The sequence below is a fragment of the Enterobacter asburiae genome, assembly GCF_024599655.1.
Lineage (GTDB): Bacteria > Pseudomonadota > Gammaproteobacteria > Enterobacterales > Enterobacteriaceae > Enterobacter > Enterobacter asburiae_D.
The window spans coordinates 2684812-2704522 of the sequence record NZ_CP102247.1 but is presented as its reverse complement, the minus strand read 5'-3'; the positions used below and the strand labels follow the sequence as shown (position 1 = coordinate 2704522).

Genomic DNA, 19711 nt, shown 5'->3' with positions numbered 1-19711 from the left:
CATTATATTTGACAGTCCAGAGCAGCGAACGCAAATCCCAAAAACGGTGGTAAATCATGGAAACCAATATCGTAGAAGTTGAGAACTTTGTGCAGCACACGGATGAGAGGCGGGGCAGCGCCTTTACGCAGGAAGTGAAGCGCTATTTAGAAAAGTATCCTGACACCCAGTTTATTGATGTCCTCCTGACCGACCTGAACGGCTGTTTTCGCGGCAAACGTATCCCGGTTGCCGGACTGAGCAAACTTGAAAAAGGCTGCTATTTCCCGGCATCGGTTTTCGCCATGGACATTTTGGGTAACGTCGTGGAAGAGGCGGGCCTGGGGCAGGAGCTCGGCGAGCCGGACTGTATCTGCGTGCCGGTACCGGGCACCCTGACGCCGTCCGCCGCCGACCCGGAATACATTGGTCAGGTGCAGCTCACCATGGTCGATGAAGATGGCGCTCCCTTTGACGTTGAGCCGCGGAACGTACTCAACCGACTCTGGCAGCAGCTGCGCCAGCGCGGTCTGTTCCCCGTGGTAGCGGTAGAGCTGGAGTTCTATTTGCTTGACCGTAAACGCGATGCCGAAGGCTATCTGCAGCCACCCTGCGCGCCGGGCACCGACGTGCGTAACACGCAGAGTCAGGTCTACTCGGTTGACAACCTGAACCACTTTGCTGACGTGCTGAATGACATTGACGAGCTGGCGCAGCTGCAGCTGATCCCCGCCGACGGGGCAGTGGCCGAGGCCTCCCCGGGCCAGTTTGAGATTAACCTGCACCATACGGAAAACGTGCTTGATGCCTGCGATGATGCGCTGGCGCTAAAACGTCTCGTCAGGCAGATGGCGGAAAAACATAAGATGCACGCCACGTTTATGGCAAAGCCGTATGAAGAGCATGCGGGCAGCGGGATGCATATCCACATCAGCATGCAAAACAACAGAGGCGAAAACGTGCTCGCAGACGCTAGCGGCGAGGATTCCGCGCTGCTGAAACGCGCGCTGGCCGGGATGATCGACCTGATGCCGGCGTCCATGGCGCTGCTGGCACCGAACGTCAACTCCTACCGCCGTTTCCAGCCGGGAATGTACGTGCCGACGCAGGCGTCATGGGGACACAACAATCGCACGGTTGCCCTGCGTATCCCGTGCGGCGATCGCCATAACCATCGGGTCGAGTACCGGGTGGCGGGAGCAGACGCGAATCCGTATCTGGTGATGGCGGCGATTTTTGCCGGCATTCTACATGGGCTGGATAACGATTTACCCCTGCAGGAAGAAGTGGAAGGCAATGGTCTGGAGCAGGACGGACTGCCGTTCCCGATCCGTCAGAGCGATGCGCTGTGGGAATTTATGCAAAACGATCGTCTTCGCGAGCGGCTGGGCGAGCGTTTCTGCCACGTCTATCACGCCTGCAAAAATGATGAATTGCTGCAGTTTGAACGCCTGATTACCGAAACTGAAATCGAGTGGATGCTGAAAAACGCCTGATAACGTGCCCCGGTAAGGGGCCGCTTTGTTTCATCGCATACGTATCACCTAACGGCCTGCGCGGAGCCTGGCCTAACTGTTTGCTGGCACGCCAGCTATCTCCCGGGAGTCGCGTTATGGAGCGCAGGCGGCACAGGGATTTTCTTAACGACACTGTGTGACGAGGTAAGAAATGATGCAGATGTTCAACTATCCGCAGGGCGAAGGGGGCCAGTCAGGCTCCAGCTGTGAGTGCGAACCAGAGACGGTGCGCTGGTACGATGGCGTGTGTTCTTTACAACTTCCCCCTTTGCTAAGCAGGTTTGCGTTAAGGTCAACGCGATTGCAAACCACGGTAAGCATGGGGGGGACGGTTTATGGCGACTAACACGTCTCTTGACTCGCCGGGCATGGCCGGAAGAACCCGGCTGCGCAGTTCCCTCAAGCTCTGGCAGGTGGTCATGATGGGGCTGGCTTACCTCACCCCCATGACCGTGTTTGATACCTTCGGCATTGTGTCCGGTATCAGCAATGGCCACGTGCCCGCCTCGTATCTCCTGGCGCTGGCTGGCGTCATGTTTACCGCTATCAGCTACGGCAAGCTGGTACGACAGTTCCCGGAAGCGGGCTCTGCGTACACCTACACGCAGAAATCGATCGGACCCCACCTCGGTTTTATGGTCGGCTGGTCATCGCTGCTGGACTATCTCTTTCTGCCGATGATCAACGTGCTGCTGGCGAAGATCTACCTTTCCGCGCTGTTCCCTGAAGTTCCGCCGTGGGTCTGGGTGGTGGGGTTTGTGACGATCCTGACGCTGGCGAACCTGAAGAGCGTTAATTTGGTCGCCAACTTTAATACCCTGTTTGTGCTGGTGCAGGTCGCTATCATGGTGGTGTTTATCATTCTCGTGGTGCATGGCCTGCACAAGGGTGAGGGCGTTGGCACCGTCTGGTCGCTCCAGCCGTTTATCAGCGAGAACGCGCACCTGATCCCTATTATTACCGGCGCGACTATCGTCTGCTTCTCTTTCCTCGGCTTTGACGCGGTCACCACGCTGTCGGAGGAGACGCCAAACGCGGCGCGGGTGATTCCCAAAGCCATTTTCCTGACTGCGCTGTATGGCGGGCTGATATTCATTGTTGCCTCGTTTTTCATGCAGCTCTTTTTCCCGACGATCGCGCGCTTCAAGAACCCGGACGCCGCGCTGCCGGAAATTGCGCTGTACGTGGGCGGCAAGCTCTTTCAGTCGGTGTTTCTGTGTACCACGTTTGTGAATACGCTCGCTTCAGGCCTGGCCTCGCACGCCAGCGTCTCACGCTTGTTGTATGTTATGGGGCGTGACAACGTCTTTCCGGAGCGGGTGTTTGGCTACGTGCATCCGAAATGGCGGACTCCGGCTCTGAACGTCATTATGGTAGGGATTGTGGCGCTGTCGGCCCTGTACTTTGACCTCGTGACCGCGACGGCACTGATCAACTTTGGCGCGCTGGTGGCGTTTACGTTTGTTAATCTCTCGGTGTACAACCATTTCTGGCGGCGTAAGGGGATGAATAAAACGTGGAAAGATCGGTTCCACTATCTCCTGCTGCCGCTCATTGGTGCCGTAACGGTTGGGGTGCTGTGGATAAACCTCGAAGCGACGTCCCTGACGCTTGGCCTCATCTGGGCGGCACTGGGGATCCTTTACCTGACATGGCTAACGCGCCGTTTCCGAAAACCGCCTCCGCAGTTTGAAGCCGCTAAGATAGAGCAGGCCTGGGATTCCTGAACGATAAACGGCACCAGTACGCTGGTGCCGTTTATCGGGATCGGGAATCAGCCCGCAGACTTATTATCTCAGACGTTTATGAAGACTTGCTCCCACCAGCAGTGCGGCACAGAGCATCAGCGCAATAAACCCGCCCACGCCGTTCCAGCCGTAGTTATGCCAGAACACGCCGCCGAGGGTCCCGGCGATGCTGGAACCCAGGTAATAGCTAAACAGATACAGCGACGATGCCTGACCTTTGGCGCGACGCGCGCGCGGGCCAATCCAGCTGCTGGCGACCGAGTGAGCGGCGAAGAACCCCGCGGAGAAGAGCAGCATTCCGGCAAAAATCAGCCACAGGGAGGAAAAGAGCGTCAGCAGCAGGCCGACCAGCATCACCGCCGTGAAGAACAACATCACCGGGCCGCGCCCATAGCGTGCGGTCATTGCTCCGGCTTTTGGCGAACTCCAGGTACCGGTGAGGTACGCCACGGAAAGCAGGCCAACCACCGCCTGGCTGAGATGCCACGGGGAAAGCATCAGGCGATAGCCAATATAGTTAAACAGCGTGACAAAGGACCCCATCAGCAGAAAGCCGACCAGGAACAGGCGCGGCAGCCCTTTGTCACGCCAGTGCAGGCGGAAGTTGATAAACAGCGTTTTTGGGCGCAACGAGGTCGGGCGGAAATGGCGCGATTCCGGCAGAATTTTCCAGAACATCAGGGCTGATGCCAGCGCAAAACACCCGATGACCGCCAGCGCAATACGCCAGCTAAAGAAGTCCGTAAAGACCCCGCTCAGCAGGCGTCCGCTCATTCCGCCAATCGAGTTCCCGCTGATGTAAAGCCCCATCGAGAAGGCCACAAAGCTCGGGTGGATCTCCTCGCTGAGATAGGTCATCCCGACCGCCGCCACGCCGCTGAGCGAGAGTCCAATCAGCGCGCGCATCACCAGAATACCGTGCCAGCTGGTCATCATGGTCGAGAGTAACGTGCAGACCGACGCCAGCATCAGCGCGGTCACCATCACCTGTTTACGGCCAATGGCGTCGGACAGCGGCCCGGTAAAGAGCAGGCCAATCGCCAGCATGCCAGTAGAAATAGAGAGTGAAATACTGCTGCTGGCAGGCGATACGCCAAACTCATGAGAGAGAACGGGCAGGATCGGCTGAACGCAATAGAGCAGGGCGAAGGTTGCCAGACCGGCGGAAAAGAGCGCCAGCGTGACGCGCATAAACTGAGGGGTACCACGTTTAATAAACTGCACCGGCTGCGATGCTGCAGGTAAATCATCAATATCATTTGCCGGAGTGATATCAATGGTAGTTGTACGACTCACACATGTTCCTTGCTTAAACATCCCCGTGATTTCTGGTGACGGGTATGACCACATGTTCAGGGTAGGAAAATGTAAATATTCTGTCTAATATATTAATAATCTCAAATGATACTTTAAAAATATGAATATCGAGCTGCGTCATCTTCGCTACTTTGTCGCCGTCGCCGAGGAGCTGCATTTTGGCCGCGCGGCGGCGCGGCTGAATATCTCTCAGCCACCGTTAAGCCAGCAGATTCAGATCCTGGAACAGCAGGTCGGGGCGCGCCTTCTGGCCCGCACCAACCGCAGCGTGAGCCTGACGGCGGCGGGGAAGCAGTTCCTGATCGACAGCCGACAAATTCTGAGCATGGTCGATGACGCCGCCGCTCGCGCAGAACGGCTCTATCTCGGGGAGGCCGGAGAGCTGCGAATCGGGTTTACCTCGTCCGCGCCGTTTATCAGCGCCGTCTCGGAGACGCTATCGTCATTCCGTCGTCACTTTCCGGATGTTCACATTCAGACGCGCGAAATCAACACCCGCGAGCAGATTGCGCCGCTGAATGAAGGTTCGCTGGATCTGGGGCTGATGCGTAACACCCAGCTGCCGGACACGCTGGCGTGGGAGGTGATCCTGCGCGAGCCGCTGATGGCGATGATCCCACACGATCACCCGCTGGCGTCGCGTCCGGCGGTCTCGCTGGCAGAGCTGGCAAAAGAGCCGTTTGTCTTTTTTGACCCGCAGGTCGGGACGGGTCTGTATGACGATATCCTGGGACTGATGCGCCGCTACGATCTCGCCCCGGTCATCACTCAGGAGGTAGGGGAAGCGATGACTATAATAGGCCTGGTGGCGGCCGGGCTGGGCGTGTCTATTCTTCCGGCCTCCTTTAAACGGGTACAATTGCGCGAAATGCGCTGGGTGACCATTGCCGAAGAGGATGCCGTTTCCGAAATGTGGCTGGTCTGGTCAAAGCACCGCGAGCAGAGCCACGCCGCGCAGCGCTTCAAACAGCAGCTAATTAGCGCCTCTGCCGGGCGGCATTTTCAGTGAAAACAGGGTAAAAATGTGCGGTAAATCACATGGCTAAGTAAATATTTGACGACGGACATGGAAGTGCTTCACCATAGCAAACAGTTTATTTCGAAGCTCGAAAATAAGGGAGTACGAGGTGGTTGCTGATAGTCAGCCAGGGCATATCGATCAGATTAAGCAGACCAACGCTGGCGCGGTGTATCGCCTGATTGATCAGCTTGGTCCGGTTTCGCGTATCGATCTTTCGCGCCTGGCACAACTGGCACCTGCCAGTATCACCAAGATTGTCCGCGAGATGCTGGAAGCGCACCTGGTTCAGGAGACGGAAATTCAGGAGCCGGGCAGCCGTGGCCGTCCGGCAGTCGGACTGGTGGTTGAAACGGAAGCATGGCACTACCTGTCACTGCGCATCAGCCGGGGGGAGATCTTCCTTGCGCTGCGTGACCTGAGCAGCAAGCTGGTGGTGGAAGACCGCCTTGAACTGCCGCTCAACGCGGAGGAACCGCTCCTCGACGCGATTGTCTCGCACATCGATCACTTCTTTATCCGCCATCAGCAGCGGCTCGAACGCTTAACGGCGATTGCCATCACCATGCCGGGGATTATTGATACCGAAAACGGTATTGTTCACCGCATGCCGTTTTACGACGACGTCAAAGAGATGCCGCTGGGCGAGGTGCTGAAAAACCATACCGGCGTGCCGGTCTATATTCAGCATGACATCAGCGCCTGGACGATGGCGGAGGCGCTGTTTGGCGCGTCGCGCGGCGCGCGGGATGTGATTCAGGTGGTCATCGACCATAACGTCGGGGCGGGCGTGATCACCGACGGACGTCTTCTCCACGCCGGAAGCAGCAGCCTGGTGGAAATTGGCCACACCCAGGTCGACCCGTACGGCAAGCGCTGCTACTGCGGGAACCACGGCTGTCTGGAGACCATTGCCAGCGTGGAAAGCGTGCTTGAGCTGGCGCAGGTCAGGCTCAGCCAGTCCATGAGCTCCTCGCTGCACGGACAACCCCTAACGGTGGATTCCCTCTGCGCCGCCGCGCGCCAGGGCGATCTGCTGGCGAAGGACATTATTACCGGGGTGGGGAATAACGTTGGCCGCATTCTGGCCATTATGGTGAACCTCTTCAACCCGCAAAAAATCCTCATTGGCTCACCGCTGAGCCAGGCGGCGGAGATCCTTTTCCCGGCGATTACGGCCTGTATTCAGCAGCAGTCGCTTCCCGCCTACAGCCGGAATATTGCGGTAGAAAGCACCCAGTTTTCCAATCAGGGCACGATGGCAGGCGCGGCGCTGGTCAAAGATGCCATGTATAACGGCTCGCTGTTGATCCGCCTGCTACAGGGTTAACTCTTTTCCGCAGATGTAAGAAAAATTGCGCTATCTCAAGCCGGGTAGCGCACGCATCCCGTAGACTTCCTCCACTGAATTATTTACCTGGTTTATATTTTCGAAGCATACCCAAGAGGTGGAGTGAGTCATGCTTAAGCGTTTCTTTGTTACTGGTACAGATACCTCTGTCGGCAAGACCGTCGTATCCCGCGCATTGCTGCAGGCGCTGGCAGCAAGCGGTAAACGCGTGGCAGGGTACAAACCGGTCGCAAAAGGCAGTAAAGAGACGCCAGAGGGATTGCGTAATAAAGACGCCCTGGTGCTGCAAAGCGTCTCGTCACTGGAACTGCCTTATCACGCGGTCAATCCCATTGCGTTAAGCGAAGAGGAGAGCAGCGTAGCGCACAGCGGCCTGATTAATTATCCCCTGTTGTCCGACGGCCTGGCGAACCTGAGCGAGAAGGTTGACCACGTGGTGGTTGAAGGGACGGGCGGCTGGCGCAGCCTGATGAATGACCTGCGCCCGCTGTCTGAATGGGTCGTGCAGGAGCAGCTTCCGGTGGTGATGGTGGTGGGTATCCAGGAAGGGTGCATCAACCACGCGCTGCTGACGGCGCAGGCGATCGCCAATGACGGCCTGCCGCTGGTTGGCTGGGTGGCAAACCGCATCAACCCGGGCCTGGCGCACTACGCGGAGATCATCGACGTGCTGAGCACCAAGCTGCCCGGACCGCTGGTGGGCGAGCTGCCTTATCTGCCGCGCGCCGAGCAGCGCGAGCTAGCGCAGTACATCGATCTCTCTGCCCTCGGTGGCGTGTTGACCGTAGATCGAGTCGTGGCGTAACGTCCGCGACAATACGGACGCCACCACGCAGGCGACCAGCAGGCCGGGCAGTAAAAAATACTGCCCGGTCATTTCACAGACCATCAGCGCCGACATAATGGGCGCATGCGTGGTCGCGGCAAGTAGCGTTGCCATCCCTGCCAGCCCCAGCAGAATCGCCGTCTCAGAACCCGGTAGCCACAGCGCGAACAGCTGTGCGAACAGCATCCCCGTTGCCATACCGACAAACAGCGTGGGCGTAAACACCCCTCCCGGCGCGCCCGATCCGCTGCTCGCCAGTACCGCCAGCAGTTTGCAGATAAACACCCCGGCAATCACCGACAGCAGCGGCGGCGCGAGCAGAAAAGCCTGAACCACGCTATAGCCATTCCCCCACACCTTCGGCGTCAGGAGAGACAGCAGCCCGACGATCGCACCGCCCAGCGCTAATTGCCACGGCGGCGAAAGCTTGAGGCGCAGGAAAAGACCGTGGCTGAACGCCATCAGCCACATCAGCAGCGGTCCGCAGAGACCCGCCACCAGCCCTATCGCGACCAGCAGGGCATAATCGGCCGCGGTGAGGATGCCGCTCAGATGGACCGCGTAGAGCGTACCGGCGCCCGGTGCCAGAAGCTGCGTGGTGAGCAGCGCCACCACCGCCGCGATAACCACGGGGCCGAGCGAGGCCAGCATCAGCGTGCCAAACAGAATCTCAGCAATGAACAGGCTTCCGGCTAACGGAGCATGGTAGGCGCTGGCCATCCCGGCGGCGGCACCGCAGGCTATCCATAATTTCCATTCGGATTTGGGCGTAAAGCGCCGGGCGAAAAGGGAGGCGGCGAGGGCGGCAAGCAGGATCATCGCCCCTTCACGCCCGATGGCGCTTCCGCTGGCCACGACCAGCAGCGACGCAAGGGATTTCACAAGGCTGGCGCCGTAGTCAAACTGGCCGTCACCGGTCTCCAGCGCTTCCATGTAATCGGTGGGGGCATGAGGCCGCTGCGCCGTCAGACGCTGCCATCCCCAGAGCAGCAGCCCGGCGGCCAGCCCACCCAGCGCTGGCGTCAGCGCGCGCCGCCAGGGCGAGAGCGACTCGGCGGCATTCACCAGGCTGCCGCTGTCGTTGCTGAGAAGCAGCCACTCCAGCAGGTACATTCCGTGGCGGAATACCGCCACGGCCAGCGCGGCCAGCACGCCGGTGACGGTGGCAATCAGCAGTCGGCGAAACATCGCGCGGATGTCGGGGTACGTATGAAGACGTTGCATGAGTCGCGATTAAACGGGGACGATACAATATTGTGGCGGGAAATCGAGGGGTTAGCAAAAGGTATGCGTGCGAAAAAGCCGGGCGATGCCCGGCCAGGAGGGTTAGCTGTCGCTATGAATATTCAGCGCCCGGCGCGTACGCCCTGAACTCAGGTACTCGGCGATATAGTCCTGCGAAATCTCACCGTTGTAGCGACCGTCCTCATCCACGATCGGCATCCAGCTGGTATTGCTCTCATACAGACGTGAAAGCACCACGCGCAGGTTATCTTCCGCTTTGCCGGTCATGCGGAACGGATGCAGAATGTCGGCGCAGGTGCCGCTGGCGTTACGCGCTTCGCGACGCTTCACAAAGCCCAGCGGTTTGCCGTGATCGTCGACCACGGTAACCGCGCGAATATCGTTATCATCCATGGTCGCAAAGGCGTCGGGAAGCGGAGTAGAGCCCCGCACCGTAATGGTCGGCTGCTGGTCGGTGACGTCGCCCGCCGATACCAGCAGCAGGCGCTTCAGGGTGCGGTCCTGACCGACAAATGAGCCGACAAACTCATTCGCCGGTTTCGCAAGCAGTTCATCCGGGCTGGCGCACTGCACGATTTTCCCCTGACGGAACACCGCAATACGGTCGCCGAGCTTCAGGGCTTCATCGATATCGTGGCTCACCAGCATGACGGTTTTTTTCAGCTTGCGCTGCATCTCCAGGAACTGGTTCTGGATCACCTCGCGGTTGATCGGGTCCACCGCGCCGAAGGGTTCATCCATCAGCAGCACCGGGGGATCCGCCGCCAGGGCGCGGATCACGCCGATACGCTGCTGCTGGCCGCCGGACATCTCGCGCGGGTAGCGGTTGAGGAACTTGTGCGGATCCATCGCCACCATATCCATCAGCTCTTCGGCGCGGGTTTTGCAGCGCGCTTTATCCCAGCCCAGCATGCGCGGCACAACGGTAATGTTCTCTTCGATGGTCATGTTCGGAAACAGGCCAATCTGCTGGATCACGTAGCCGATGTTGCGGCGCAGGGTGACGGTGTCCATCCCGCTGGTGTCTTCACCGTTGATCAGGATCGTCCCGCTGCTTGGGGTAATGAGGCGGTTAATCATCTTCAGGGTGGTGGTCTTCCCGCAGCCGGACGGGCCGAGCAGGACGCACATTTCCCCTTCGGGCACGTTCAGGTTGACGTTATCGACAGCCTTAAAGGTCTGGCCGTGCTTCTGTGAAAATTGTTTGGTGAGGTTTTCCAGTTTTATCATTATCGAATCCCCTTTGGAGTCAGAACCACCTGCAGACGGTGCAGCAGCCAGTCGAGCACAATCGCTAAAAGACAAATCATCAGCGCGCCGGCAATCAACATGCGAATATCGCTTCCGCCGATGCCGTTGAGCAGCAGCAGGCCCAGACCGCCCGCGCCGATCACGGCGGCAATCGCCATCACGCCGATATTCATTACCACGGCGGTGCGGATCCCGCCGAAAATCACCGGCAGCGCCATCGGGATCTCGACCCAGCGCAGCCGCTGCCAGAAGGTCATGCCGATGCCGCGGCCGGCTTCGCGCAGGCCCGGCGGCAGGCTGTCGAGCGCCGTATGGGTGTTACGCACAATCGGCAGCAGCGAGTAGAGAAACACCGCCGTGATCGCGGGTAGGGCACCGATACCCTGACCGATCAGCGAAAAGAGCGGGATCATCAGGCCAAACAGGGCGATGGACGGAATGGTCAGCACGATGGTGGCTATCCCCAGCACCGGCGTTGCCAGCCACCTGTGGCGCACAATCAGAATGCCCAGCGGTACGCCGATGATGATGGCTAAACCTACGGCCAGCGCCACCAGCCACAGGTGCTGTAGCGTCAGGGTTAAGAGGTAATCCCAGTTGTCCAGAATGTAGTGAATCGTCTCCATAGCGCCTCCTACAGCAGCTGTTTGCTACGCAGGAAATCGCGGGCGACCTGCTGCGGTGACTGATGGTCGATATCCACCTTCTTGTTCAGCTCGGTGATAACGTCGTTGTTGAGCTGGGCCGAGAGGGTATTGAGCGCCTCTTCCAGACCGGGGTTGGCCTCCAGCGTGTCCTTACGCACCACCGGCGTCACCGCGTAGCTCGGGAAGAAGTCTTTATCGTCTTCCAGCACCTTGAGGTCGAAGCCTTTCACGCGCCCGTCGGTGGTGTAAATCAGACCGGCGTCAACGAAGCCGTCGCGCACCGCGTTATAGACCAGACCGGGGTCCATCTGACGGATTTGCGGGCGGTCCAGATCCATCTTGTAGGCCGCCTGAAGCGGCTTCATGCCGTCGCTGCGCCCCGCAAACTCCAGGTCCAAGCCCAGCAGCCAGTTTTTGTCCGGATTGGTTTTACGGACCTGCTCAATCTTCGCCACCATCTCCGACATGGTGTTGATATGTTCCGCCTCGGCGCGCTTGCGCTGCATGGCGAAAGCGTAGGTATTGTTCATGTCGGCGGGTTTGAGCCAGACCAGACCGTGCTTCGCGTCCAGGCGTTTCACCGTCTCGTAAGACTCCTGCGGCGACATGCGCTTGTTGATGTGGTTAAAGATGATCAGCGACGTGCCGGTGTACTCCCAGGTCATGTCAATCTGCTTGTTGATCATCGCGTTGCGGGAGATCACCGTGGCAATGTTGGTTTGCGGCTGGACCTGAAAACCTTTCTTTTGCAGGTACTGCACGGTCATCGCCGAGAGAATGTGCTGCTCGGTAAAGCTCTTGGTCGCCAGAATCAGCGGGGCCGCCATCGCCTGGCTGGTGAACAGCGCCGCGGCACACAGCGCCGTCAGGCCGGAAAACAGTCTCATAAAAGCTCCTTGTTATTATTATCGAGCGAGATGGGGACTCATCGCGCGACCCAGCGCCGCCAGCAGGGTATCGAGGATCAGGGCGATCAGGGCGGTGGCCGCCGCGCCGAGGATCAGGGTCGGAAAATCGTTCAGGTAAATACCGGGGAAAATCAGCTCGCCGTAGCTGCTGGCGCCAATCAGGAACGCCAGCGGTGCGGTACCGACGTTAATAGCCGTGGCGATGCGGATCCCCGAGAGCATGACCGGCCAGGCGGCTGGTAGCTCAACCTGACGCAGGCGCTGCCATTTGGTCATCCCGATGCCGTTTGCCGCTTCCAGCAGCGACGGCGGGACCGAGCACAGCCCGGCGTAGGTGTTACGCACGATCGGCAGCAGCGAGGCGAGGAACAGGGCGATGACGGCGGGCGTATCGCCAATGCCAATCACCACCATCGCCAGCGCCAGAACGGCCAGCGGCGGCAGCGTGTTGCCGACGTTGAAGATTTGCATCACATATTCGGCGATACCCCGCGCGGCCGGGCGGCTTAGTAGAATACCGGCTGGAATACCCACCAGCAGGGCAAAAAACATCGATGAGAAAACCAGAATCATGTGCTGTTGCCCGAGATAGACCAGGTCAATCTGGCGCGCCTTTATCGTCTCCATCCCGATACCCCAGACGAGGAGGGCGAGGACCACGATAATGGCGCCGACAAACAGCAGCGAGCGTTTGAGTAATGGGTGCATTGCGGTGTGTCTCCCTGTGCGCATGCGTTATAGCAACCACCGGTTGCCTGTTGTTATGCCATGTTTCGGCAGGGGTATTTCACCTATAGCAAGCGTTTGGGAAGGGTTCCAGCGAAGGGGTAAAATCAGTAACCCTATGAAAACAGTGACAACCTGGTGTTAAGCCTTATGGCGTAAGGGCTGATTGAGGGGCAGGCAGAATAGTCCTAAAGCGAATTTTTAGATGTGACAACGTCACATCTAAAGAGCTCTTACGCCCGATACAGGTCATTATCTTATAGAGAGGCGCGAACGCGTCGAACCCGCGTCGAGACGGTGATAATTGAAACGATAGCGACCACGGCGAGCATCAACCCGAGCGCCAGCATGGCGTTAAACCCGATCCACCTGAACAGCAGCAGTCCTGCGATACCGCCCGTGATAAACGAGAAAAGGGTGGTTAAGTGGGTTTTCAACTGGCTTTTTTGTGCCGCCGTATCTTTGGAGTAATCCCTGCGGAGCATTGCCACCAGTACGGAGGCCAGGGATATTCCCGCGTCCGTCAGCGTGCCGGTAATGTGCGTCGATCTCACCCGTCCGCCGGAAAGTTGCGTGGAGGTGGAATTATGAATGCCCATCAGGCCGCACAGAAAAAGAATAATCTCGCGGTTGCTGGTGAGGGCATGAAAATACATCTCGTAGAAGGAGACGCCGGTCAGCAATATCCCCTCGACAAACAGGATCTGGCAAAAAACCAGCCTGACGTTATGGATAATGCCCCATATTACAATCATGCGGGCAAGAATAGCGCCTGCGACAAAGGAGAGAATAATCGAGCCGAAGAAAATAATATCGCTCAGGTCGGTGGAAGAGACTTCGCTGGATAACTGTGAGGTGTTGCCGGTCATGTGTGAGGGGAAAAAACCAAATGCACCAAGGGCGATGGCATTCAGCAGACCTGCCGAGGTCGCCAGCCAGAGAGCAAGCCGGCGATCCTCCTTATGCGTTCGTTCTTTCTTGAGTCTAATCAGCAAGAATACCTCCGGGTTGAGCTTTGCCTGAATAGTCAGGCTAGCAAAGCGGTGCAACGGGCTGTCCAGGATATGGCTTAATTATTATTTCCTCTGACGTGTTTAAGGGTTTAGTAATTAAATAAAATATCCTTGCTCAAGATGGGGCGTAAATACTTTATATCATGCCGTTATTGCCGTGACGCAAAAACGCCGGGCGCTGGTTAATACGTTCAAACCAGTCCTCAATTGCCGGCACGTCGGGCTTATCAAACGGCGTCATCTTCCAGCGATTCACCGACAGCCCAAGCACCACGTCCGCAAGGGTAAACGTCTCGCCTGCCGCAAAGGCGCCGGTGCGCTGCAGCTGGTTTTCCAGAATGGTGATGCAGTGGTTCCACTCTTTTATTCCCGCCGCAATGCGCTCAGGGTCGTTAAAGTCCGGGTTTTTACGCCCCAGCGCCGGGAAGACATAGCGCCAGGCGTTATTGAATTCGGTTGCCTGCCAGTCCATCCAGCGCTCAACGTTGGCGCAGGCCTGCGGTTCTGCGGGCAACAGATCGTGACGTCCGGCCTTGCGCGCCAGGTAACGACAGATGGCGTTGGACTCCCACAGTACGAAATCGTCATCCATCAGCACCGGCACCATGGCGTTGGGGTTCAGGGCGCGGAAGGCATCCGTTTCCGTTGAGGCAAAACCGCTGCCGTAATCTTCCTGTTGATATGCGAGGCCCGCTTCTTCGCAGGTCCAGAGCACTTTACGCACGTTGATGGAGGTGGTTTTGCCTAGGATGTTAATCATGTCGCCGCTTCTCTTCAGAGTGATGAATCGTTTAAAAACAATACACCAGCGGTGAAGAAAAGCGTCAACAAATCATCCGGCGAGTGATTTGTGACGACGCGAAAGCAGAAGCGTCAATACAACCGCACACAGCAGCAACATGCCGCTCAATGCAAACGTGCTCTGCCAGCCGAGATGGTCAAATACCAGGCCACCGGCCGTTGAACCCAGCGCAATAGAAAGCTGGATCACGGCGACCATTAACCCGCCACCGGCTTCGGCTTCTTGCGGCAGCGTTCGCGCAATCCATGTCCACCATCCCGTTGGCGCCGCCGTCGCCAGCATCCCCCAGAAGCCTAACAGCAGGGCAACGATCCACACGCTGTGACCGGTCAGTATCAACACGCCTGCTATGACGGCCATCAGCAGGGGTATGGCGATTAACGTCAGGTAAAACGCGGCGTTCAGAACCATGGCAACAAGCAGTGTGCCAACAAAACCCGCGACGCCGATGGTGAGTAAAATCAGCGATAAGCCGGAGGGGGTGACCTGCGTGACGGTTTCGAGAAACGGACGCACATAGGTAAACAGCGCAAACTGTCCCATAAAGAACAGGCCGCAGGCCAGCAGACCAATGGAAACCACCGGCTGGCGGAATAACCCAAAGACGGATGCGCGTGACGCCGTATTTTTATTGCCGTTCATATCGGGCAGGCTAAAGCATTGCCAGAGGAACGCCACTGTCGCCACGGGAACCAGGCACAGGAAGGCGCCGCGCCAGCCAATGGTGGCGCCGAGATAGCTCCCGAGCGGGGCGGCGACTACCGTCGCCAGCGCGTTTCCCCCGTTGAATATCGCCAGCGCGCGCGAGACCTGATGCTGCGGAACGAGGCGAATGGCCGTTGCGGCAGACATGGACCAGAACCCGCCTATAGCGATACCGATCAGCGCGCGGCCGGTCATGTAAACCAGATAGTTTGGGGCGAAAGCGATAATCATCCCCGAGAGCGCCATCAGGAGCGTCATGCCCAGCAGAAGGTGTTTGCGGTTCATATTCCCGGCAAGCCGGGAAAGGAAGAGGCTGGTCAGAACCGCCAGCGCGCCGGAAATTGCGATCCCCTGGCCAGCGAGCCCCTCCGTAACGCCCAAATCTCTGGCAAGGGGGGTAAGCAGGCTGACGGGCATAAATTCCGAGGCAATCAGGACGAATACGCACAGGGTCATGGCAAAAATACCGCCCCAGTGCGCGCGTTCCTCATTCTGTGAGGTGGTAGGGTTCAGAGTGGACATAGTCATCTTTCACGAAGGGCCGCCCGCTAAACACGGGCGGCGGAGAGGTTTATTTAAGGCTGGTTCTGAAGAACTGTTCAAACTGGCCGAACGGGATCTTCCCGGCAACGTTGTCGTAGAGATCGACATGGTTTGCGCCTGGAACAATCACCAGTTCCTTCTGCTTGCTGCCGACCGCTTTAAACGCATCTTCTGCAAAGTAGCGGGAGTGCGCCTTTTCACCGGTTACGATAAGCGTCGGGATAGTAATTTCCCCGGCGTAGCTCAGCAGCGGCATATTCATAAAGGATAATGGCGTGGTCGCGGTCCACGCGCCGGTGGAGTTGACGGAACGCGCGTGGAAGCCGCGCGGCATGCGGTAGTAGTCATAGAACTCCTTCAGTACCGGATGCGGGTCTGCTGGCAGCCTCTCTGGCAGAATACGTTCAGCCGCCGTCACCTTGCCGTTCTCATCGACATAAATGTCATGGCCGCCGTGCGCGAAGGTACCGTTCTCAGCATCTTTCCAGCGCTGTGCGTTGAGATACTGCAGAACGGCACGGCGGTCAGACGTTGAATAGCGATCTTTCCCGTCGCCCACGCCGTGGCCCATCGCCCGGCTCATGTCGTACATCACGCTGGTGGCAACCGCTTTCACGCGGGTGTCCATGGAGGCCGCATTCAGCGCCATACCGCCCCAGCCGCAGATGCCGAGAATACCGATGCGGTTACGATCAACCTCTTTCTGCAATCCCAGAAAATCCACCGCCGCGCTAAAGTCTTCGGTGTTGATATCCGGAGACGCAACGTTGCGCGGGTGGCCACCGCTTTCGCCCGTATAGGACGGATCGAACGCCAGGGTCACAAACCCATTTTCCGCCAGGGTCTGCGCATACAGGCCGCTGGACTGCTCTTTGACTGCGCCAAACGGCCCGCTGACCGCAATCGCCGCCAGCTTGCGGTCACCGCGGCTTTTGGGAAGATACAGATCGCCCACCAGGGTGATCCCGTACCGGTTCTGGAAGGACACCTTGCGGTGATCGACTTTGTCACTTTCGGCGAAGGTTTTATCCCATGTGGCCACCATCGAAATCGGTGCGTTTGGGTTGGTGGTTTCTGCATAACTCATTGTTGTCACTCCATTTAATGATGCGCATAGCAGCATCGCAACGGACAGTTTTTGGGTGAATGTTTTCATGAAAATGGACCCTGTGGTGTTGTGTTGCGGACATTATAGTTAGCAGAAATAGTGCTGATTAGAGGCCGAAAGCTGCTAGGATTCATATCATATTGTTATAAATCGGGGGCGTGATGGCGAAGCGGGAAAACTATAATGAGCTGTACCTGTTTATGCAGGTGGTGCGGGAGGGGAGCTTCACGGCGGCTGCGCAAAGGCTTGGGCTGGCGCAATCCGGGATCAGCCGCTCGGTTCGCGAGCTAGAGGATCGGTTGGGCGTTCAGCTTCTGGTCCGCACCACGCGCAAGCTGTCGCTAACCCACGCGGGGGAACAGCTTTACCGGACCGCCGAGTCCGCGTTCGATACGCTCGATACGGGCCTGGCGACCCTGGCACACTATCGTCAGACGCCGTCCGGCACGGTACGCATTAATGCCAGCCAGCACGCTATCGACAAATGTCTGCTGCCAAAGCTCGCCATTTTTAAACAGCGTTACCCGGATATCAGGCTGGAACTGATGAATGAAAGCCGCTTCGTCGACATTATCGCCGAGCGGTTCGATGCGGGTGTCAGACTGGGGCCGGAAGTGGGGCAGGGAATGATTGCAGTACGCATCACGCCTGATATGGAAATGGCCGCAGTGGCTGCCCCGGAACACTTCAGACGCTACGGTTTTCCCCAGACGCCTGCGGATTTAGTGGCGCATCCGTGCATTGCCTACCAGCTTGCCGACGGTAGTGACTATCAGTGGGAGCTGGTGCAGGACGGGAAAATAATCACCCATCGGCCAGAGGGGCAATGGGCGCTGTCTGACAGCTACATGGAGGCCGAAGCCGCCCGGCTGGGGCTGGGGCTTGCCTATGTCCCGGTGGAGCTGGTGGCTGACGATCTGGAGCGCGGAACGCTTATCCGGGTGTTGCAGCGCTATAGCCTGCGCATGGACGGGTTGTACCTCTATTATCCGCACCGTAACGTGTCGCCCGCGCTTAGAGCGGTGATTGATACGCTTAAAATATAGCTTTATTTCAGGGATAAAGAGAATGGCAGGAACACGCCTTCATTCATTTGGAAGATTTAAAGAGGGTATTGCAAGACGGACAGACAAGTTGAGAGCCTTTCTGAACGCGGCTAAAGCTGTGTTCTGAATCTTTTGCACAGCCTGGACATGTGCATTTCACTAAATAATTACGATGAGTTTGTGTTTTTTTACGTACTGACATAGGGAGTTCCTGCTATAAGGGGGCAAAACAATACACGTTTAAAATGATGATTACTTATTTTTTAACAATATTTGAAGAGATTAAGACGTCAGGAAGTATAAATAAAAAACCCGCTCGGGGCGGGTTCATTTTATTATCAGTAGCACATAACTGCTCAGGCCAACGCCTTCATCGCTATCGTAAGCGCCACTGATAATGAGCACCTATTACAGTGCAGTGACGTTACCGGCCGCAGGGCCTTTAGCGCCATTTTCAATGGTGAAGGACACTTTCTGACCTTCATCCAGAGTTTTGAAGTTATCGCCCTGGATTGCAGAGAAATGCACGAATACATCTTTGCTGCCGTCGTCAGGAGTGATAAAGCCAAAACCTTTATCTGCGTTGAACCATTTTACTAAACCAGTCATTTTATTAGACATCGATAATTCCTTAATTTATGAGCCACATAGTGCGGCGATGATGGCCTGTATTGAGAGAGTTACTTATTTGGCACTTAGGAGAAGGCTCATGAAGAAGGGATATCTAAGGATAACACCTGAACTGAGGACTGCTTTACTAAAACTGCTTTCATAAGGTCTGTTTTCCAAACCGATGACGCTATTAAGACATAGAATATTTATTACCGCAATGTAAATGTTATTTTATTTTAACCATTTAAACACCCGGATGGCTGAACGGCTGATAATATCCTGAATACCCTATTAGCTGCCGCGGTCTGGCAATAACCCAATATCCGCACAGTTTTGCAAGCTTCCACCCTATGACGACTCAGGCAGTTTCAGGAGCATTGTTCTTAAATGAGTAGCCATGCGGGTCGTTGTTTTGCCTGCTTTCGTGCTGCCGAGACTGCGCATGGACGGGTTGTATCTTTATTATCCGCACGGCAACGTGTCGCCTGCGCTTAGAGCGGTGATTTATACGCTTAAAATTTAGGGCAGCGTTGGCATTCTGGAAGGCGCCTCGCAAACCGCAAATTAACCGTGTGAAATTCAGGGTTATGTCTTTTCTTCAACCGATCGGGGTCGTAAAGTGCCTGCGTTGCGGCACATCCGCAATCGGGCGTAGGAACCCGCATCTACAGAGCGATATTTATATGTCGCGGCAGCGCCGAACTCGTTAAAATTGCGGTGGCGCTGGCGGAGCAGCCGCAAGGCTGGCCGTTTTCTCTGTGGGCGGCATTCCTACCTCTGTCAGCGCTACCCCCTCGAGCGTAGGAACTCATCGGGTGGTTCACCCAATTTACACACTGAGGATGCCTTACAATGGCTACTATCCCAACCCTGACTTATCTCCCGTCTGACGAAAACGTCATTCTGCAACTGATCTCCCGCCCGCTTCCGGCTGATGCCGATCTGTTTGTCGTCGCCGACAACTGCGCCGCGCTGGTGAGCGTGCTGGTCGAAATCGAGGATGCGAAGATGTTTACTGCGCTCTGCGAGCGGCTGCTGCACGCCCTGCGTAAGCTGAGAGAACTCTGCGATGTCGATCTGCCGCCAGACCTGATCGCGCAATTGATCATGGGTGAGAAACTGAACTCCTGCGTGCCGGACTGCTGGCAGGACACCCTGACCCAGGTGGACTATGTTCTGGCGCTGACGCAAGCGGTTATGGGTGGAAGGCTGCCCGCTCACGTCGCGAAAGAGCTGACGGGCCTGCTGCACGATATGGTGTGGCTGCTGGCTGAGTTTGTGAGGGAGCCGCGCATCACTACACACTAAGGGCGCTGGTGTGCAGGGGCGGCAGCGCCCCTTTGAAACCG

Annotated in this window: 20 protein-coding genes and 1 pseudogene; 9 read left to right on the top strand and 12 right to left on the bottom strand. The window is 57.2% G+C overall.

The features are described from left to right. Nucleotides 1-56: 56 nt before the first annotated feature. From NQ230_RS12735 to NQ230_RS12730, 3 genes are all read left to right on the top strand, one after another. A complete protein-coding gene (locus NQ230_RS12735) occupies nt 57-1475 on the top strand; it encodes a glutamine synthetase family protein (protein WP_032657576.1) in 1419 nt (472 codons plus the stop codon). Between the two features lie 172 nt (nt 1476-1647). Further along, a complete protein-coding gene (locus tag NQ230_RS23045; protein ID WP_442778872.1) occupies nt 1648-1842 on the top strand; it encodes a YmjE family protein in 195 nt (64 codons plus the stop codon). Further along, nucleotides 1832-3223, top strand: coding sequence for an APC family permease (locus NQ230_RS12730; protein ID WP_257257893.1), 1392 nt, complete (start codon nt 1832-1834; stop codon nt 3221-3223). Before NQ230_RS23045 ends, NQ230_RS12730 begins: the two co-directional genes overlap by 11 nt. A 63-nt stretch (nt 3224-3286) precedes the next feature. On the opposite strand, the gene ynfM is transcribed toward NQ230_RS12730, so the two are convergent. Further along, entirely contained in the window at nt 3287-4540 is a 1254-nt protein-coding gene (ynfM, locus tag NQ230_RS12725) for a multidrug efflux MFS transporter YnfM/SxtP(Kp) (protein ID WP_257257892.1), read from the bottom strand. A gap of 121 nt (nt 4541-4661) precedes the next feature. Between ynfM and ynfL the strand changes: the two genes are divergently transcribed. The 3 genes from ynfL (at nt 4662) to bioD (ending at nt 7735) form a co-directional block, all read left to right on the top strand. Beyond that, nucleotides 4662-5570 (top strand): multidrug efflux transcriptional activator YnfL/SxtR(Kp), encoded by a 909-nt coding sequence (gene ynfL / locus NQ230_RS12720; protein WP_257257891.1) that lies wholly within the window; start codon nt 4662-4664, stop codon nt 5568-5570. Between the two features lie 118 nt (nt 5571-5688). Then, nucleotides 5689-6909 (top strand): sugar metabolism global transcriptional regulator Mlc, encoded by a 1221-nt coding sequence (gene mlc / locus NQ230_RS12715; protein WP_121423550.1) that lies wholly within the window; start codon nt 5689-5691, stop codon nt 6907-6909. Nucleotides 6910-7039: 130 nt separating this feature from the next. Continuing rightward, a complete protein-coding gene (gene bioD / locus NQ230_RS12710; RefSeq protein ID WP_024909130.1) occupies nt 7040-7735 on the top strand; it encodes a dethiobiotin synthase in 696 nt (231 codons plus the stop codon). On the opposite strand, the gene clcB is transcribed toward bioD, so the two are convergent. The 9 genes from clcB to NQ230_RS12665 all read right to left on the bottom strand — a co-directional run bounded on the left by clcB (nt 7670) and on the right by NQ230_RS12665 (nt 16752). Next, the gene (clcB, locus tag NQ230_RS12705; RefSeq protein WP_257257890.1) at nt 7670-8980 is read right to left on the bottom strand and encodes a voltage-gated ClC-type chloride channel ClcB; all 1311 of its coding nucleotides are present in this window, start codon (nt 8978-8980) and stop codon (nt 7670-7672) included. The genes bioD and clcB overlap by 66 nt on opposite strands. Nucleotides 8981-9082: 102 nt before the next feature. Further along, complete coding sequence (osmV, locus tag NQ230_RS12700) at nt 9083-10231, bottom strand: osmoprotectant ABC transporter ATP-binding protein OsmV (protein ID WP_257257889.1); 1149 nt, start codon at nt 10229-10231, stop codon at nt 9083-9085. Continuing rightward, nucleotides 10231-10878, bottom strand: a complete 648-nt coding sequence (osmW, locus tag NQ230_RS12695; protein WP_023311514.1) for an osmoprotectant ABC transporter permease OsmW — start codon at nt 10876-10878, stop codon at nt 10231-10233. The genes osmV and osmW overlap by 1 nt, the downstream gene beginning before the upstream one ends. 8 nt (nt 10879-10886) lie before the next feature. Then, complete coding sequence (gene osmX / locus NQ230_RS12690) at nt 10887-11786, bottom strand: osmoprotectant ABC transporter substrate-binding protein OsmX (RefSeq protein WP_257257888.1); 900 nt, start codon at nt 11784-11786, stop codon at nt 10887-10889. Between the two features lie 18 nt (nt 11787-11804). Then, nucleotides 11805-12515: an osmoprotectant ABC transporter permease OsmY gene (osmY, locus tag NQ230_RS12685; RefSeq protein ID WP_257257887.1), complete on the bottom strand. Its 711-nt coding sequence runs from the start codon at nt 12513-12515 to the stop codon at nt 11805-11807. Nucleotides 12516-12790: 275 nt separating this feature from the next. Beyond that, nucleotides 12791-13528, bottom strand: a complete 738-nt coding sequence (locus NQ230_RS12680) for a YoaK family protein (protein WP_257257886.1) — start codon at nt 13526-13528, stop codon at nt 12791-12793. Nucleotides 13529-13682: 154 nt separating this feature from the next. Beyond that, the gene (locus tag NQ230_RS12675; protein ID WP_257257885.1) at nt 13683-14306 is read right to left on the bottom strand and encodes a glutathione S-transferase family protein; all 624 of its coding nucleotides are present in this window, start codon (nt 14304-14306) and stop codon (nt 13683-13685) included. Between the two features lie 72 nt (nt 14307-14378). Further along, nucleotides 14379-15575: an MFS transporter gene (locus NQ230_RS12670; protein ID WP_257257884.1), complete on the bottom strand. Its 1197-nt coding sequence runs from the start codon at nt 15573-15575 to the stop codon at nt 14379-14381. 49 nt (nt 15576-15624) lie between these two features. Beyond that, nucleotides 15625-16752, bottom strand: a complete 1128-nt coding sequence (locus tag NQ230_RS12665) for an alpha/beta hydrolase (protein WP_257257883.1) — start codon at nt 16750-16752, stop codon at nt 15625-15627. Nucleotides 16753-16865: 113 nt separating this feature from the next. Here NQ230_RS12665 and NQ230_RS12660 point away from each other — a divergent pair, with 113 nt between their 5' ends. Then, a complete protein-coding gene (locus NQ230_RS12660; RefSeq protein ID WP_257257882.1) occupies nt 16866-17750 on the top strand; it encodes a LysR family transcriptional regulator in 885 nt (294 codons plus the stop codon). 43 nt (nt 17751-17793) lie between these two features. Here NQ230_RS12660 and NQ230_RS12655 read toward each other — a convergent pair whose 3' ends face one another. Continuing rightward, nucleotides 17794-17952, bottom strand: a complete 159-nt coding sequence (locus NQ230_RS12655; protein WP_213329513.1) for a YnfU family zinc-binding protein — start codon at nt 17950-17952, stop codon at nt 17794-17796. A gap of 206 nt (nt 17953-18158) precedes the next feature. Further along, the gene (gene cspE / locus NQ230_RS12650) at nt 18159-18371 is read right to left on the bottom strand and encodes a transcription antiterminator/RNA stability regulator CspE (RefSeq protein ID WP_010430585.1); all 213 of its coding nucleotides are present in this window, start codon (nt 18369-18371) and stop codon (nt 18159-18161) included. A gap of 427 nt (nt 18372-18798) precedes the next feature. Between cspE and NQ230_RS22975 the strand changes: the two are divergent. Together NQ230_RS22975 and NQ230_RS12645 are read left to right on the top strand one after the other, a co-directional pair. Then, a pseudogene (locus NQ230_RS22975) lies at nt 18799-18885 on the top strand (LysR substrate-binding domain-containing protein); the annotation flags it as partial. Nucleotides 18886-19214: 329 nt separating this feature from the next. Further along, the gene (locus NQ230_RS12645) at nt 19215-19670 is read left to right on the top strand and encodes a hypothetical protein (protein WP_257257881.1); all 456 of its coding nucleotides are present in this window, start codon (nt 19215-19217) and stop codon (nt 19668-19670) included. Nucleotides 19671-19711 lie beyond the last annotated feature (41 nt).